This window comes from Microbacterium aoyamense, assembly GCF_023155855.1.
Taxonomy (GTDB): Bacteria; Actinomycetota; Actinomycetes; order Actinomycetales; family Microbacteriaceae; genus Microbacterium; species Microbacterium aoyamense.
This window is the reverse complement of the sequence record NZ_JAKNUT010000001.1, coordinates 427,023-443,483: the sequence shown is the minus strand read 5'-3', so window position 1 is coordinate 443,483 and position 16,461 is coordinate 427,023. Positions and strand designations below refer to the sequence as shown.

At 69.2% G+C, this 16,461-nt stretch carries 17 protein-coding genes; 10 read left to right on the top strand and 7 right to left on the bottom strand.

Annotated elements, in window-relative coordinates; all coding sequences use genetic code 11:
• Entirely contained in the window at positions 1-1,263 is a 1,263-nt protein-coding gene (locus tag MA876_RS02540; RefSeq protein ID WP_248145790.1) for a hypothetical protein, read from the bottom strand.
• Positions 1,264-1,278: 15 nt separating this feature from the next.
• Between MA876_RS02540 and MA876_RS02535 the strand changes: the two genes are divergently transcribed.
• Positions 1,279-1,845, top strand: coding sequence for a DUF1697 domain-containing protein (locus MA876_RS02535; protein ID WP_248145789.1), 567 nt, complete (start codon positions 1,279-1,281; stop codon positions 1,843-1,845).
• Here the strand turns inward: MA876_RS02535 and MA876_RS02530 are convergent.
• Both MA876_RS02530 and MA876_RS02525 read right to left on the bottom strand, forming a co-directional pair.
• Positions 1,842-2,999, bottom strand: coding sequence for an AI-2E family transporter (locus MA876_RS02530; RefSeq protein WP_248145788.1), 1,158 nt, complete (start codon positions 2,997-2,999; stop codon positions 1,842-1,844). The two genes, MA876_RS02535 and MA876_RS02530, sit on opposite strands and share 4 nt — an antisense overlap.
• Before the next feature lie 56 nt (positions 3,000-3,055).
• The gene (locus MA876_RS02525; protein WP_248145787.1) at positions 3,056-4,738 is read right to left on the bottom strand and encodes an aminotransferase class V-fold PLP-dependent enzyme; all 1,683 of its coding nucleotides are present in this window, start codon (positions 4,736-4,738) and stop codon (positions 3,056-3,058) included.
• A gap of 77 nt (positions 4,739-4,815) precedes the next feature.
• On the opposite strand from MA876_RS02525, the gene MA876_RS02520 reads away from it, so the two are divergent.
• Both MA876_RS02520 and MA876_RS02515 read left to right on the top strand, forming a co-directional pair.
• Positions 4,816-5,760, top strand: a complete 945-nt coding sequence (locus MA876_RS02520) for an alpha/beta hydrolase fold domain-containing protein (protein ID WP_248145786.1) — start codon at positions 4,816-4,818, stop codon at positions 5,758-5,760.
• Positions 5,757-6,746: a tocopherol cyclase family protein gene (locus MA876_RS02515; protein WP_248145785.1), complete on the top strand. Its 990-nt coding sequence runs from the start codon at positions 5,757-5,759 to the stop codon at positions 6,744-6,746. Before MA876_RS02520 ends, MA876_RS02515 begins: the two co-directional genes overlap by 4 nt.
• Here the strand turns inward: MA876_RS02515 and MA876_RS02510 are convergent.
• From MA876_RS02510 to MA876_RS02495, 4 genes are all read right to left on the bottom strand, one after another.
• Positions 6,736-7,125 carry a hypothetical protein gene (locus MA876_RS02510; RefSeq protein WP_248145784.1) on the bottom strand — a complete coding sequence of 130 codons (390 nt, stop codon included), beginning with the start codon at positions 7,123-7,125 and terminating at the stop codon, positions 6,736-6,738. The two genes, MA876_RS02515 and MA876_RS02510, sit on opposite strands and share 11 nt — an antisense overlap.
• A gap of 120 nt (positions 7,126-7,245) precedes the next feature.
• Positions 7,246-8,430, bottom strand: coding sequence for an acetyl-CoA C-acetyltransferase (locus MA876_RS02505; RefSeq protein WP_248145782.1), 1,185 nt, complete (start codon positions 8,428-8,430; stop codon positions 7,246-7,248).
• Positions 8,427-9,080, bottom strand: coding sequence for a 3-oxoacid CoA-transferase subunit B (locus MA876_RS02500; RefSeq protein WP_248145780.1), 654 nt, complete (start codon positions 9,078-9,080; stop codon positions 8,427-8,429). Before MA876_RS02500 ends, MA876_RS02505 begins: the two co-directional genes overlap by 4 nt.
• Before the next feature lie 2 nt (positions 9,081-9,082).
• Complete coding sequence (locus tag MA876_RS02495; protein ID WP_248145778.1) at positions 9,083-9,850, bottom strand: CoA transferase subunit A; 768 nt, start codon at positions 9,848-9,850, stop codon at positions 9,083-9,085.
• A 108-nt stretch (positions 9,851-9,958) separates the two neighbouring features.
• Here MA876_RS02495 and MA876_RS02490 point away from each other — a divergent pair, with 108 nt between their 5' ends.
• The 7 genes from MA876_RS02490 (at position 9,959) to yjfF (ending at position 16,455) form a co-directional block, all read left to right on the top strand.
• A complete protein-coding gene (locus tag MA876_RS02490; protein ID WP_248145776.1) occupies positions 9,959-10,744 on the top strand; it encodes an IclR family transcriptional regulator in 786 nt (261 codons plus the stop codon).
• A 14-nt stretch (positions 10,745-10,758) separates the two neighbouring features.
• The gene (locus MA876_RS02485; RefSeq protein ID WP_248145774.1) at positions 10,759-11,262 is read left to right on the top strand and encodes a gluconokinase; all 504 of its coding nucleotides are present in this window, start codon (positions 10,759-10,761) and stop codon (positions 11,260-11,262) included.
• Between the two features lie 34 nt (positions 11,263-11,296).
• Complete coding sequence (locus MA876_RS02480; protein WP_248145772.1) at positions 11,297-11,515, top strand: hypothetical protein; 219 nt, start codon at positions 11,297-11,299, stop codon at positions 11,513-11,515.
• A 223-nt stretch (positions 11,516-11,738) separates the two neighbouring features.
• Positions 11,739-12,731 (top strand): ABC transporter substrate-binding protein, encoded by a 993-nt coding sequence (locus tag MA876_RS02475; RefSeq protein ID WP_248145770.1) that lies wholly within the window; start codon positions 11,739-11,741, stop codon positions 12,729-12,731.
• 93 nt (positions 12,732-12,824) lie between these two features.
• Positions 12,825-14,402: a sugar ABC transporter ATP-binding protein gene (locus MA876_RS02470; protein WP_248145768.1), complete on the top strand. Its 1,578-nt coding sequence runs from the start codon at positions 12,825-12,827 to the stop codon at positions 14,400-14,402.
• Positions 14,399-15,445: an ABC transporter permease gene (locus MA876_RS02465; RefSeq protein ID WP_248145766.1), complete on the top strand. Its 1,047-nt coding sequence runs from the start codon at positions 14,399-14,401 to the stop codon at positions 15,443-15,445. Before MA876_RS02470 ends, MA876_RS02465 begins: the two co-directional genes overlap by 4 nt.
• The gene (yjfF, locus tag MA876_RS02460) at positions 15,442-16,455 is read left to right on the top strand and encodes a galactofuranose ABC transporter, permease protein YjfF (RefSeq protein WP_248145764.1); all 1,014 of its coding nucleotides are present in this window, start codon (positions 15,442-15,444) and stop codon (positions 16,453-16,455) included. The genes MA876_RS02465 and yjfF overlap by 4 nt, the downstream gene beginning before the upstream one ends.
• The last annotated feature ends 6 nt before the right edge of the window (positions 16,456-16,461 follow it).

The following is a 16,461-nucleotide window of genomic DNA, read 5'->3' as shown; positions in this document are numbered from 1 at the left end:
CTAACGGCAGGTGGCGGCCTTGTCGATGAGCTCTTGCGGCGGGTAGCCGTAGGCCTGAACGCCGTTGCCGTCGTCGGTATGACCCATGCTGATCGCCCAGGCCGTCGCCCACGCCTCGTTCTGCGCCTGGTCGGCGGAGTCGAACATCTCGTGGCACTTCGAGGTGATGGAGTGGCCCACCTCGTGCGTCACGAGCGCCTTGGCCGATGCTCCGGGCCAGGTCTCGGCGACGGAGTCCGAGAGGGTGATCGTCGAGAATCCGCCGTCGGCGGTGTTCCACGTCGCGGTGCCCGAGATGCCGTACGGGCCGCCGACCCCGTTGACGTACGGCGCCCAGTCGAACTCGAGCAGCACGCCGCCGGCGATCGAACGCGCGTAGGCTTCGACCGCGAGACGCGTGTCGTACAGCGGACCGGCTTTCGCCTGCAGGACTTCCGCGGCCGAGGTCTTGAGCGCTGCGGCCTGCGCCGCGTAGCCTTCGAACGCGTCGGCCGCGGCGGTGTCGACCGCCGTCTGCCGAGTGACGGTGTCCGACGCCGTGCGGAAGTCGATCACGACGGCGTTGCGCGCCGAGACGTTCGCGACCTCGAGAGCATCGGCGGCGGGCGCGACTGAGGCGTACAGCGCGGTCGCCGCGGCATCCAGATCCGCGTCCGCGGCGTCGATCGCGGCGTCCGCCACGGTGAGTGCGCGGGTCAGGTCATCGAGCGACTCGGTCGTGCTCTCGAGCGCGGGCACGGCATCGAACAGCTCCCACGTCCAGATCGGCTTGTCGTCCACGGGTTGCGCGATCGGTGCGCCGAGTGCGGTCTCGGCGCCCTGGAGCGCGGTCGCACTGACAGAAGCCGCTTCGACGAACGCCGCCCGAGCGGCGGGGTCGACGAGGTCGTCGCCCGCTGCGGCGGCGATCGCGTCGGATGCCTCTCCCTCGGCGCTCGCCGCGGCCACGACGGCTCCCATGTCATCACGCGCCGCCTCGGCATCGACAGCCGCATCCTCTGCGACGAGCAGGGCCTCATCGAACGCGAGGTTCGCGCTCACGTGCACGAAGGCTCCGCCGACGATGACGAGGGCGGCGACTCCCAGGCCGACCGCCCAGCCGACGATCGATCGCGAGCGCGCCGCAGGACGCTCGGGTGGTGAGACCTGCTCATGATCCGTCGAGATCGGCACGATCCCGGACTCCGACGCGACCGGATAGGTCGCAGCGATCGGCGGATGCACGGCGGCGTCGGTCGGATCACTCGGAGGGGGTTGCGTCACATCACGAGTGTAGAGATGCCCGGCCACGGGTCGGCGGCCGGCGACACAATGGGCTACGTGCAGCATGTCGCCCTCTTCCGCAATGTCAATCAAGGCCAGCGCGGCCACCCGTCCGCGGACCAGATCGTCGCGGCGTTCCGCGCGGCCGGCGCCGTGGACGCGGTGACCTTCCAGAGCAACGGCACGGTGGTGTTCACGGCGCGGGATGCCGCGGCCGCCGCGGTCGCGGTGCGACACCGCCTCGGCGACGATGGCGTGTTCGACGACCTCATCGAGGTGCGTCCGCTGTCGTTCCTCGAGCTGATCGTCGCCGAGCACGCGGGCGCGCCGGATGCCCATCGCCGCGAACTCACGCTGTTCGATGAAGCGGTGCGGCTGGGCGACGCATCGATCGCCCACCGCGAGGCCACGAAGCGCCGATGCTCCGTCGTCGCCGACGGCGCGGGATGGGCGGTCGTGCTCAACGATCGCGATCGGCAGAGCAACGGAACACCCGCTGTGCAGGCGATCATCGGTGCTCCTGCGACTTCGCGCGGCCTTCCGACGCTCGCGCGCCTGATCGACCGCTTCGCGGCGCGCTAGGACTCGATCGGACTCTTCGGCCGCGCCCATCGTGCGGGCTCGTTCGGGCCGCTCCACACCTGGATGACGCCCCAGGCCGCAGCGGTGATCGGCACCGCGAGCACAGCGCCGACGATGCCGCCCAGCACCGTGCCGACCGTCAGGGCGACGAGGATCACGAAGGGATGCAGCTTCATCGATCGACCCATGAGCACGGGCTGCAGGAAGTTGCCCTCGAGCTGGTTCACGAGCACGACGACGCCGACGACGAAGAGGGCGTTGACCCAGCCGTTGGCGACGAGCGCCACCAGTGCCGCGAGGATTCCTGCAAGGGTGGCGCCGACGATGGGTATGAACGCGAGGAGGAACACGAGCACGGCGAGGGGGATCGCGAGAGGGACCTGGAGGATCACGAGGCCGATGTAGATGCCGATGGCGTCGACCAGCGCCACCGTCGCGGTGCCGCGCACGTACGACCCGAGCACCGTCGTCGTCTTGTCGCCGATGCGCCGTGCCCGCAGGTAGTGCGAGCCGTGGAACGGGCGCAGGAGGAACTCCCACATCTGCGGACCGTCCTTGAGGAAGAAGAACAGGATCGTCACCATCAGCACGAGGCCGGTCACGAAGTTGGCGACGGCGCCGACCCCCGCGAGCGCACCGGAACCGAACTGCGCGCTGGTGACGAAAGCGGTCAGCTTGTCGACCCATTCCTGCAGCTGATCGGGCTGCAGGAAGTCGAACGGCAGCGTCTGGATCCATGCCAGCAGGTGCTGGAAGCCCTCCTCCGCCTGCGTGTAGAGATCGTCCCACTGGTCGCGCACAGCCCAGACGATCAGCCAGCCGAGCAGGCCGAGGATCACGACGATCGCGAGCAGAGTGATCACCGTGGCCAGAACCGACGGGATGCCGCCGCGCCGCATCCAGTTCATCACCGGCAGGAAGGCCGACGCGAGGATCAGCGCGATGACGAGCGGGATCGTGACGAGCGTCAGCGACTGGATCGCGAGGATCACGGCCGCGAGGACGATGACGACGACGATCAGCTGCAGCGCGCGGATGCTGAGCCGCCCGAATCCGTCCGCCCAGAGGCTCCAGGGCGCGCGCTCGGCCTTGAGCGTGACGGAGGCGTCATCCAGTCGTACCGTGCGCCGCCCGTCGGTTCGGAAGAATCCCATGCCTCGACCGTACGGGGTGCGCGTGAGTGGGTGCACACCCTTGCGGGCCGGCGTGACTAGTGCTGGAGGGATGCCGGGGGCAGGTCGAACCACCGCAGGTGTTCGAAGTCCGAGCTGAGGCGGTCGTCGGCGACGTGCTCCGGCTCGCCGTCGGCATACGGGTCGGGGAGCGAGGCGAAGAGCGCGCGTGCGTCGACGAGATGCTCGGCGAGTGCCGACTCGGGCATGCGCTCGTCGCGCCGGGGGTACGTGAGCACACCGTCGGAGTCGTAGCGCAGCTGGTCGAGCCGGAGCGGCGGCTCCACGAGACCGGACTCGTGACGCCACAGCCCGGTCTCGGGCGAGAACCGGTAGTGCGGCACGAGCTTGTGGCCCTCGTCCGCGATGAGCGACACGGCGTCCACGATGTACTGGAACACCTCGTCGCTGATGAAGTAGTTGAAGCTCACGCGCACCCACCCGGGCTTGATGCCTTCGCACCCGCCGGCGATCTCGCGCTCGAACTCGTGCGAGCGCTCGAGATCGATGCCCAGCAGGCGGTGCCCGTAGGGGCCGGCGCACGAGCAGCCGCCGCGCGCCTGGATGCCGAACAGGTCGTTGAGGATCGCGACGACGACGTTGTGGTGCAGGTATCGTCCGCCCGGCCGGGTGATGACGAACGAGATGATCGAGAGGCGGTCCGCCGTCGCGTTGCCGAGGATCTGGATCGAGGGATGCGACGCCCACGCCGCGCGGGCACGTGTGAGGAACCCGTGCTCGAGCTCGCGGATCGTATCGACGCCCACGGCGTCTTTGAGGGCGAACACGAGTCCGGCTCGGATCGACTCGATGATGGCGGGCGTGCCGGCCTCTTCGCGATGCGCGGGGTCGGTGATGTAGTGGTGCTCGAGCGGGTTGACATAGGCGACCGCGCCCCCGCCGACGGACTCGGGCACGGAGTTGGTGAGGATGCGGCGGTTCACGACCAGCACGCCGGGGGTGCCCGGGCCGCCGATGAACTTGTGCGGCGAGAGGAAGACGGCGTCCTCGTTCGAGGCGTCGATGTCGACGTACGGCGCGGCGGCGGCATAGTCCCAGAAGGCGAGAGCGCCGTGGGCGTGGAGCAGGTCGGTGATTCCCGCCGTGTCGGTGAGGATGCCGGTGACGTTGCTCGCGGCGCTGAACGAGCCGATCTTGAGCGGCCGCTCGGCGTAGCGCTCGAGCTCGGCCTCGAGACGGTGGAGATCGACGTGACCCTCGGCGTTCTCGGGGATCGTCACGACGTCGGCGAGCGACTCGCGCCACGGGAGCTCGTTGCTGTGGTGCTCGTACGGACCGAGGAAGACGACCGGACGACGCTCGGCGGGGATCTGCGCCGACAGTCCGTGCTCACGGTCGAGGTCGGCGGGGATGCGCAATCCCAGGATGCCGATGATCTTGTTGATCGCGGCTGTCGACCCGTTGCCCGTGAAGATGACGACGGTGTCGTCGGTGCCTTTCACGGCGCGATGGATGATCGCGCGCGCGTCTTCGCGCAGCCGCGTCGTCTGCAGGCCCGTGCCGCTGGACTCGGAGTGCGTGTTCGCGTAGCGGGGGAGGACCTCGTCGCGGACGAAGTCCTCGATGAACCCGAGCGCCCGGCCGCTCGCGGTGTAATCCGCGTACGTCACGCGGCGCGGACCGAACGGTCCGTACATGACCTGGTCGTCGCCGATGACGGATGCTCGGATCCGGGCGAGGAGGGCGGGCTCTTCCTGCACGGGGTGAAGGATACTCCGGGCCGTGTCGCGCACGCAGGAACCTGTCCACAAAGGCCGGACTCCAGCACAATGGGCGCATGACCCGCGTGCCGTACGACCCTGCGCTCGTGCCGATCGCCGAGTACGCGCTCCCGCTGTACGGCACGATGCGCGAGGTCGACGACCTGGCCTCCACCCGAGATGGGATCGCCGCCCGTGCCGCAGCGCTCGACCTCGACGCGCTCGCTCGCGACCACGGCGTCGACATCGAGCATCGCGGGATCCCCGGCTCGGGCGGTGAGCTGCTCACGATCATCCGACCCCGCTCGGGGGCCTCCGGCGCGGCCGCGATCGTCTACGTCCACGGCGGTGGGCTCGTGATGGGTCATCGCCTGCAGAACGCGGAGGAGCTCGCATCCATCGCCACACGCTTCGGTGCGCCCGTCGTCACGGTCGACTACCGGCTCGCCCCCGCCCACCCGTACCCCGCGGCGATCGACGACGTCGCTAACGCATGGGCTCTCGTGCGCGACGATCTGGGCTTCGACCCCGTCCTCATCGGGCGCAGCGCCGGCGCCGGCCTTGCGGCGGCCCTCGCGATCAGACTGCGTGACGCCGGTGAACCGGGGCCGCGCGCTCTCGCGCTGTGGGCGCCGATGCTCGACGACCGCAGCGACACCGAGTCCTGCCATGCGTACGAAGACACGGGGCTGTGGGACGCGGTGTCCAATCGCACCGCCTGGGCGGCCTACCTTGCAGACGCGCGCGATGTCGTGCCGGTGGATGCCGCGCCCGGCCGGGCGACGGATCTCTCGGCCCTCGGGCCGGTGTACATCGATGTCGGGACCTCCGAGATCTTCCGCGACGAAGCGGTGGCGTTCGCGCAGTCGCTGTGGCGCGCGGGGGTGGCCGCCGACCTGCACGTGTGGAGCGGAGTGTTCCACGGCTTCGACGCCGGACCGGCGACCGCAGTGAGCGACCGTGTTCACGCCACCCGTGACGCGTGGATCGCGCGGGTTCTCGCCGATCCGGAGCCCGCATGAGGTCGCCCGCCGCGTGGCTGCGCGGTGTGCGTCATCCCGAGGCCTTCCACGGCGACGGCGTCGATCGGAACTACTTCGAGGGGTGGTACAACAAGCTCGTCTCGGCCGACCGCGCGCAGCGCTGGGCCGTGATCCCGGGGATCTTCAAGGGTCCGGATGCGTCGGCCGAGGCGTTCGTGCAGGTGCTCGACGGTCTCGAGGGGCGGTCGTGGTACCACCGCTTCGACGCGCAGGACTTCCACGCCGACGCTTCGCGCTTCTCGGTGCGGATCGGGCCGAACACGTTCGATGCGACGGGTGTCACACTCGACCTGCCGCAGCTGCGCGGACGTCTCGACTACACGACGCCCCTCGTGCCCTGGCCGGTGACGGCGACCGCGCCGGGGATCATGGGCTGGTACGGACTCGTCCCGTTCATGGAGTGCTTCCACGGCATCGTCTCGTTCGGGCACACGCTCGCCGGCACGCTCGAGGTCGAAGGTGCGCCCGTGTCGTTCGACGGCGGGCGCGGCTACATCGAGAAGGACTGGGGGCAGGCGTTCCCCGCGGGCTACGTGTGGATGGCGAGCAACCACACGGACGCGGACCCCGAGGCATCCCTCATCGCGTCCGTCGCGATCATCCCGTGGTTGCGCAGATCGTTCCGCGGCTCGATCATCGGCTTCCGCCACGGCGGGCGCCTCTACCGATGGACGACCTACAACCGCTCGCGCGAGACGCGGCTGCAGGTCGACGACACGCACGTGCGCTGGACCGTCGAGGGGCCGGACGGCGTGCTCGAACTCGACGCGGAGCGCGTGCGTGGCGGACTCCTGCACGCGCCGCTGCGCACCGCGATGCACCAGCGCGTCGAGGAGACGCTGGATGCCCGCATCCGCTTCCGTCACGTCTCGTCGGACGGACGCGTGCTGCTGGAAGGCGTCGCGGAGTGCGCGGGACTCGAGGTCTTCGGCGACACCGAGCGCCTGCTCGCGCTCAGCCGCTGAGGGCGTCGTACTCGCGGCGCAGGTACTTCGGCGCCTGCACGCGCCACGCTTCGATCACGAGTTCGGCGAGATGATCGACGTCGATGGATGCCGCGCGGAACGCGATCTTCGGCTCACCCCACGCCGTCGTCTTGGGCAGGAAGACGTCGGGAGCCATCTCGCGCAGCGCGAGGGCGTCGAGCGGATCTGCGAGCTTGACGCCGATGCACAGCTCGGCCGCGACGATCGCCCGCACCGCGTCGGGCGTGCTCGGCCACGGGTGGACCTCCCACGCGTAGAGCTTGTTGCGCACGAACCACGCGCGCCCGCCGGTGGTCTCGCGTTCGTCGCTGCCGGGGAGCCCCGCCGCGATCGCGCTGACGTCGTCGAGGGTGGGCACGGCACGAGCCTACGTCCGCCCTCCGACGCGCTGTCCGGGTCGAACCCGATCATGTCTGCCGAACCGGACATTCACGACGTCGGTTTCGACGGAATTGGTCGGTTTCGGCGGATCGGAAGCTCAGCGGGTGAGGATGAGGGCGTCGCCCTGACCGCCGCCGCCGCACAGCGCGACCGCGGCCGTGCCCCCGCCGCGGCGCACGAGTTCGTGCACGGCGTGGACGACGAGACGGTTGCCGGATGCCCCGATGGGGTGGCCCAGCGCGATGCCCCCGCCGTGCGGGTTGACGACGTCGTCCGAGAGCCCGAGCTCGGCTTGCGAGCGGACGACGACGGCGCCGAAGGCCTCGTTGATCTCGACGATGTCGAGGTCGGATGCCGTGATCCCCTGCTTCGCGAGGGCCTTCTCGATCGCGCGTGCGGGCTGCGCGTGCAGCGAGTTGTCGGGGCCGGCGACCTGACCTGAGGCACCGACGACGGCCAGAACGTCCCAGCCGTTCTCGTCCGCGTGGGAGCGGGTCGTGAGCACGACGGCCGATGCGCCGTCCGAGATCTGCGACGCGTTGCCGGCCGTGATCGAGCCGTCCTTCGAGAATGCGGGACGCAGGCCCGCGAGGGTCTCGGCCGTCGTCTCAGGGCGCACGCCCTCGTCCTTCGTCACGATGAGCGGCTCGCCGCGTCGCTGCGGGATCTCGACGGGCACGATCTCGGCCTCGAAGAGGCCCTGCTCGTGCGCCGCGGCGGCACGCTGGTGCGAGCGCGCGGCCACGGCATCCTGAGCCTCGCGCGTCACTTCGAAGCGCTCGTTGTGACGTTCGGTCGAGGCGCCCATGCTCTCGCGGTCGAAGGCGTCGGTGAGTCCGTCGTACGCCATGTGGTCGAGCACTTCGACCGAGCCGTACGCCCACCCGTCGCGCGAGCCCATGAGCAGGTGCGGTGCGCGAGTCATGGACTCCATGCCGGCCGCGACGACGACGGTCGCGTCGCCGACGCGCAGCATGCGGGCGCCGTCGATGATCGCCGTCAGGCCGGAGAGGCAGACCTTGTTGACGCTCGACGCGTGCACGTCCCACCCGATGCCCGCACCGATCGCAGCCTGGCGGGCCGGGTTCTGACCCGAGCCCGCGGGCAGCACCTGGCCGACCAGCACGGCATCGACGGCCGAGGCCGGGATGCCGCTCTTCTCGAGTGCGCCCGCGATCGCGCGCGAGCCGAGCTCGGGCGCGGTCAGCGATGCGAGCTGGCCCTTGAGTCGCCCCTGCGGCGTGCGCGCGGCGGCGACGATGACGACATCGTCGTGGTTCATGCTTCCACCCTAAGTTCGTCCGACACGGTGAGCGGCGGCTCGGTCGCGGCGACGACCTCGTCGACCGTGACGCCGGGGGCCGTCTCGACGAGCACGAGCCCGGCATCCGTCACGTCGATCACGGCGAGATCCGTGATGATCCGGTTGACGACGCCGCGGCCCGTGAGGGGCAGGGAGCAGTCGTTCACGATCTTGGCCGATCCGTCTCGGGCGACGTGCTCCATGAGCACGATGACCTTCCCGGCGCCGTGCACGAGGTCCATCGCGCCGCCCGGGCCCTTGACCATCTTGCCGGGGATCATCCAGTTCGCCAGGTCGCCGGTCGCCGACACCTGCATCGCCCCGAGGATCGCGGCGTCGATCTTGCCGCCGCGGATCATTCCGAAGCTCATCGCGGAGTCGAAGAACGCCGCGCCGGGCAGGGTCGTCACGGTCTCCTTGCCCGCGTTGATGAGGTCGGGGTCGACGTTCTCCTCGGTCGGATACGGGCCGACGCCGAGGATGCCGTTCTCGGACTGCAGCACGACGGTGACGCCGTCGGGGACGTAGTTCGGCACGAGCGTCGGCAGACCGATGCCGAGGTTGACGTACGCGCCGTCGGCGAGTTCGGCGGCCGCGCGCGCGGCCATCTCGTTGCGGGTCAGTGCCATGATCAGGCTTCCTTCACGGTGCGGCGCTCGATGCGCTTCTCGATGTCGGTGCCGACCTCGACGATGCGGTGCACGTAGATGCCCGGCAGGTGGATGCCGTCGGGGTCGAGCTCGCCGGGTTCCACGAGCTCCTCGACCTGCGCGATGCAGGTGCGGCCGGCCATCGCGGCGAGGGGGTTGAAGTTGCGCGCGGCCTTGTTGAAGACGAGGTTGCCGTGGCGGTCGCCCTTCCACGCGTGCACGAGTGCGAAGTCGGTCACGATCGCCTCTTCGAGGACGTACTCGCGGGGCTCGCCGCTCACGTCGAACGTGCGGACGTCCTTGACGGGGGATGCCACGGCGACGCTGCCGTCGGGGGAGTAGCGCCGGGGCAGCCCGCTCTCGGCCACCTGCGTGCCGACGCCGGTCTGCGTGTAGAACGCGGCGACGCCGGAGCCGCCGGCGCGGAGCTTCTCGGCGAGCGTGCCCTGCGGGGTCAGCTCGAGCTCGAGCTCTCCCGTGAGGAACTGCCGCTCGAACTCCTTGTTCTCGCCGACGTACGAGGAGGTCATCTTGCGAATGCGCTTGGCGCCCAGGAGGATCCCCAGGCCCCAGTCATCCACTCCGCAGTTGTTGCTCACGATGCTGAGGTCGGAGGTGCCCTGCGCGAGCAGAGCCTCGATGAGGGCGATGGGGTTGCCGGACAGCCCGAAACCGCCGACGGCGAGCGAGGCGCCGTCGGGGATGTCGGCGACCGCCTCGGCGGCGGATCCCCAGGTCTTGTCGATCACGTGTGCTCCTTCGCGTTCGTGCGTCTGCAGTTCCATGCTCCGCTCGCCAGAGCCGGGTGTCACGGCGGGGGTTGCCATGTGGAACCCGAGGCGCCTATCGTCCATATCGTGGACACGACCGCGACGATCCCCGGAGCGCAGTCGATCGCGCGCGCCTCGCGGCTGCTCCGCCTCGTCACGCAGGCCTCCGCCGACGGCCTCGCGGTGAGCGACCTCGCGCGCAGAGCCGATCTCACGCGGCCCACGGCCCACCGGCTTCTGATGGCGCTCCGCCACGAGGGACTCGTCGATCAGGACGAGCGGACGGGTCGATGGATGCCCGGCCCCGAGCTCTACCTGATGGGCCAGGTGGCGGCATCCCGCTACGACATCACGACCATCGCGCGCGACATCGTGCGCTCCCTCGCGGTGCGGACGGAGGAGAGCGCGTTCCTGTCGGTGCGTCGGGGTGATGAGACGGTGTGCCTCCTGCGCGAGGAGGGCAGCTTCCCGATCCGGTCGTTCGTGCTGTCGGAGAGCGTGCGGTTCCCGCTCGGCGTCGCCTCGGCGGGTCTCGCGATCCTGGCGTTCCTGCCACCTCACGATGTGGACGCCTACTTCGAGCGGCATCCCGAGCTCGCGAAGGAGCGCGGGGCTGCTCACGGCGAGAAGCGACTGCGCGCGCGCCTGCGCGAGACGCAGGAGCGCGGCTACGCCGTGAACCCCGGGCTCATCGTCGAGGGGTCCTACGGGCTCGGCGCAGCCGTGTTCACGCGGGAGGGACACCCGCAGTGGGCGCTGAGCCTGACGGGCGTGGAGTTCCGGTTCGGGCCGGATCGCATCGCCGATCTCGGGCGCACGCTCCTCGCCCATGCGCACCAGCTCTCATCCCGCATCGCGGCGTCTTCCCGGTGACTAACGTGGACCGCATGTCGATCGTGGTGATGGGAGTGTCCGGCTCGGGCAAGTCGACCGTCGCGGCGGCACTGGCTGCGGCGCTCGACGGGGTGTACATCGACGCGGATGACCTCCATCCCGCCGCGAACGTCGCGAAGATGGCCGCGGGCGTGCCGCTGACCGACGAAGACCGGATGCCGTGGCTTCGACTCGTCGGTGCCGCCCTCGCCCAGGATCACGGCGGTGTCGTGGTCGTCGCCTGCTCGGCGCTGCGGCGCTCGTACCGCGATGCGCTGCGGAATGCGGCATCCGGCGTCTTCTTCGTCCACCTCGACCTGGATCCCGCCGCGCTCTCGACGCGCCTCGCCCAGCGCACGGACCATTTCATGCCGGCGAGTCTGCTGGCCTCTCAGCTCGCGACGCTCGAGCCCCTCGAGCCGGACGAGGAGGGGATCGTCATCGACGCGGCGGCGCCGCTCGACCCGATCGTCCTCGAAGCCGTGGGGGCGTGGCGGCGGAGCGCGGACGTAGGCTGAGACCCACTCATCCCCCATGCCCGAAGGAGCGCACATGGCCGGCAGATACGACCTCGAGACGACGACACTCGGCACCCTGCTCGATGACCCCGAGGCCCGGGCGATCATCGTCGATCTGGTGCCCGAACTGCCTGACCACCCGATGATCGGCTTCGCGAAGGGCATGCCGGCCGCGGCCGTGCTCAAGATGGCCGGCGGACAGTTGCCCGCCGAGACGCTCGAGCAGCTGACCGCCCGCATCTCGGCTCTCTGATCCGAGCACCCTCACAGTCCCGCCCGACCCCGTGTCGGGCGGGACTGTTGCGCGCACGGATGTTCACGCTCACATTTCGTTACCCTTCCGTTGCCGTCCGCGGGAGGAATCGCGCTTGTGAACGCTAACAGTGAGCGCTAACATCCTGAATCGCGGCTACTGACGGCCGCACGCACCAGGAGCGCGATGACCGCGCCCGAACTCGAACAAGGAGGTTCAAGGGATGAACAAGAAGCTCATCTCGATCGCAGCGGCAGGCGCGCTGCTCATCGGACTCGCGGGCTGCGCGTCGGGCACCGACGCGGGATCAGGCGGCGACGCATCCGGTCCCAAGCCCGTCGACGAGCTCGTCGTCGGCTTCGCGCAGGTCGGCGCCGAGTCGGGCTGGCGCACCGCCAACACGAAGGACATCCAGGCGGCGTTCGCCGACGCGGACATCGATCTGAAGTTCTCGGATGCCCAGCAGAAGCAGGAGAACCAGATCAAGGCGATCCGGTCCTACATCCAGCAGGGCGTCGACTACATCGCGTTCTCGCCGGTCGTCGAGACCGGTTGGGACGCCGTGCTCAACGAGGCGAAGGCCGCCGGCATCCCCGTCGTGCTCACCGACCGCGCCGTCGACAGCAAGGACGACTCGCTCTACGTGACCTTCCTCGGATCGGACTTCATCGAAGAGGGCAAGAAGGCCGGGGACTGGGTCGTCGAGGAGTTCGCCGACGCGGACAAGGTCAACATCGTCCAGCTCGAGGGCACGACGGGCGCGGCTCCCGCGATCGACCGTGCCGAGGGCTTCGCCGAGGTCATCGGCGCCGACGACAAGTTCGAGATCGTCGCGAGCCAGACGGGTGACTTCACGCGCGCCGGCGGCAAGCAGGTCATGGAGGCCATGCTCAAGTCGAACCCCGACATCGACCTCGTCTACGCGCACAACGACGACATGGGTCTGGGTGCGATCGAGGCGATCGAGGCCGCGGGTCTCGTTCCCGGCGAAGACATCAAGATCGTGACGGTGGATGCGGTCAAGGACGGCATGCAGGCCCTCGCCGACGGCAAGATCAACTTCATCGTGGAGTGCTCGCCGCTGCTGGGCAAGCAGCTCGTCGACGTCATCACGACGCTCAACGACGGCGGCACGGTCGAGAAGCGCATCGTGACGGAGGAGACGACGTTCACGCAGGAGCAGGCGATCGAGGCTCTGCCCACTCGTCAGTACTGATCGAGTGACCTGACCGGGTGGGGTGCGCGGCCGAGCCGCGCACCCCACCCCCTACGCTCAGACCGACCCGCACGCGTTCGACGGAGAACTTCGATGACCGAGCTCACCCGCCCACCCGCCCCCGAGGCGCATCCTGCACCCATCGTCGAGATGACGGACATCTCGATCTCGTTCCCGGGCGTCAAGGCGCTCGACGGCGTCTCGTTCCGCATGTTCCCCGGCGAGGTGCACTCGCTCATGGGCGAGAACGGCGCGGGCAAGTCGACGCTCATCAAAGCGCTGACGGGCGTGTACCAGATCGACTCCGGCACGATCGTCCTCGGCGGTGAGCAGGTGTCGTTCCACACGACCGCGCAGGCGCAGGATGCCGGCATCTCGACGGTCTACCAGGAGGTCAATCTCCTCCCCAACCTCTCGGTAGCCGAGAACATCATGCTCGGCCGGGAGCCGCGGCGATTCGGCGCGATCGACACGCGACGCATGCGGGCGCAGGCCCGCGAGGTGCTCGAAGGCCTCGGTCTCGACATCGACCCGGGCTCGCTCCTGGCATCCCATTCCCTCGCACTGCAGCAGCTCATCGCGATCGCCCGTGCGATCAACATCGACGCGCGCGTGCTGATCCTCGACGAACCCACCTCGAGCCTGGATGCGGACGAGGTCGCGGAGCTCTTCCGCATCATCCGCTCGCTCAAGGACGACGGCGTGGCGATCCTGTTCGTCTCGCACTTCCTCGACCAGGTCTACGAGATCGCCGATCGGCTGACGGTCTTCCGCAACGGTCGGCTCGTCGGCGAGTACCTCACGCCGGACCTCCTGCGCATCGACCTCGTGCAGAAGATGATCGGCAAGGAGATCTCGACCCTCGAGGACCTCGAGCAGCGGGTACGGGAAGCGGATGCCGAGGGCGGCGATCCGACCGTGTTCGTGCGGGCGCGGGGACTCGGCCGCAAGGGCGCCGTCAACCCGGTCGATCTCACGATCCACGAGGGTGAGGTCGTCGGCTTCGCGGGTCTGCTCGGATCGGGGCGCACCGAGGTCGCGCGCCTGCTCGGCGGCATCGACCGCGCCGACAGCGGCGAGCTGACGATCCGCGGCGCGCAGGAGAAGCTGCGCACTCCGCGCCAGGCGCTCTCGGAGCGCATCGCGTACTCGAGCGAGAACCGTCGCTCCGAGGGCATCGTCGACGAGCTCACGGTGCGCGACAACATCGTGCTCGCGCTGCAGGCCGACCGCGGATGGTTCCGGCCGATCCCGAAGAAGCGGCAGGACGAGCTCGCCGACAGCTACATCCAGGCCCTCAACATCCGTCCCGCGAACAAGGACGCGATCGTCCGCAATCTGTCCGGCGGCAACCAGCAGAAGGTGCTGCTGGCCAGATGGCTCGCCGTCGCACCGCGGCTGCTCATCCTCGACGAGCCGACGCGCGGCATCGACATCGGCGCGAAGGCCGAGATCCAGAAGCTCGTCGTGAGCCTCGCCGAGAACGGCATGAGCGTCGTCTACATCAGCGCAGAGCTCGAAGAGGTGCTGCGCCTCAGCCACCGCATCGTCGTGATGCGCGACCGCGAGAAGGTCGCCGACCTTCCGAACGAAGACATCACCGTCGACAGCCTCCTCGCCCTCATCGCCGAGGGATCAGGGGACGAAGAATCCACCGGAGACGCCGCATGATCGCCCTGCTCGCCCGCTTCGCCTCGAGCCGGATCTTCTGGCCCATCGTGATGCTGCTCGTGCTCTTCCTCATCAACGTCATCGCGTTCCCGGGGTTCTTCACGATCACGATCCGCGACGGCAACCTCTACGGCAGTCTCATCGACATCCTCCGCAACGGCGCTCCGACGCTCATCGTCGCGGTCGGCATGACGCTCGTCATCGCGACGCGCGGCATCGACCTCTCGGTCGGCGCCGTGTGCGCGATCTCGGGGGCGGTCGCGTGCAGCATCCTCCTCGGGTCGTCCGATCCGGGCAATCCCGGAACCGTCGCGATCGCGATCCTCACGGCGCTCGCCGTCGGTCTCGTGTGCGGCGTGTGGAACGGCTTCCTCGTGAGCGTTCTGGGCATCCAGCCCATCATCGCGACGCTCGTGCTCATGACCGCCGGGCGCGGTGTCGCGATGCTCATCACCGAGGGACAGATCCTCACCGTCACGAGCCCACCCTTCAAGGCGCTCGGCGCCGGCTTCTGGCTCGGCGTGCCGGTCGCCGTCTACATCGGCGCCGCGGTGTTCATCCTCGCGGCCGTCCTCACGCGCCGCACCGCGCTGGGCATGCTCATCGAGTCGGTCGGCATCAATCCCGAGGCGAGCCGTCAGGCGGGCGTGCGCGCACGCGGACTGCTCTTCGCGGTCTACACGTTCTGCGCCCTGTGCGCCGCGGTGGCGGGCCTGATCCTCACGGCGAACACGATGGCCGCAGACGCCAACAACACAGGCCTGTTCATCGAGCTCGACGCGATCCTCGCCGTCGTGATCGGCGGCACGTCGCTCGCGGGCGGCCGCTACTCGCTCGCGGGAACCCTCGTCGGTGCCCTCGTCATCCAGACTCTCGTCACGACCGTGTACACGGTCGGCATCCCGCCCATCGCGACGATGGTGTTCAAGGCCGCCGTCGTGACGGTCGTCTGCCTGCTGCAGTCGCCGACGACGAACGAGGCGCTCGGATGCTTCCGACGAAAGCTCGCCCTGCGATCCGGAAAGGGGGTGGCGGCGGCATGACCACCGCGACCGTTCCCACGAGCTCGCTCCGCCGCTTCGGCGCGGGACTCGAGCGCACCTTCACGAGCCCCAAGTACGGGCCCGTGCTCGTGACCCTGATCCTCTTCGTCGCGATCTTCATCGGCGGCGGCATCCGGTACAACGGGTTCCTCTCGGGCCAGGTCTTCCTCAACCTGTTCATCGACAACGCCTACCTCATCGTGCTCGCCGTCGGCATGACGTTCGTGATCCTGACCGGTGGCATCGACCTCTCGGTCGGTGCGGTCGTCGCACTGTCCACGATGATCGCGGCGAGTCTGCTGCAGTCGGGCTGGCCGGCGGCCGCCGTCATCCCGCTCATCCTCGTGCTGACCTCGGTGCTGGGACTGCTCGTCGGACTCATGGTGCACGTGTTCAAAGTCCAGCCGTTCATCGCGACGCTGGCCGCGATGTTCCTCGCGCGCGGCCTCTGCTACGTCATCAGTCAGTCGTCCATCTCCATCACCGACCCCGCGTTCATCGCACTCGGCGTCACGCGCATCCCGCTCGGCCCGGGTCTGTCGATCACGCCGAGCGTCATCATCGCGCTCGCCGTCGTGGCGATCGCCGTATGGGTGCTGCACCGCACGCGCTTCGGCCGCACGGTCTACGCGCTCGGCGGCAGCGAGCAGAGCGGTCTGCTGATGGGACTGCCCGTCGCCCGAACGAAGGTGCTCGTCTACGTGATCTCGGGTCTGTGCTCGGGCATCGCGGGCATCCTGTTCTCGCTCTACACGCTCTCGGGCTACCCGCTGACGGCGATCGGCACGGAGCTCGACGCGATCGCCGCGGTCGTCATCGGCGGCACCCTGCTCGCGGGAGGCTACGGATTCGTGCTGGGATCGGTGCTCGGCGTGCTCGTGCTGGGCATCATCCAGACGATCATCTCGTTCGAGGGCACGCTGTCGTCGTGGTGGACGAAGATCTTCATCGGTGCCCTGCTGCTCGTCTTCATCATCCTGCAGCGGGTGCTGACGGCGCGGCGACGATGAGCGGTG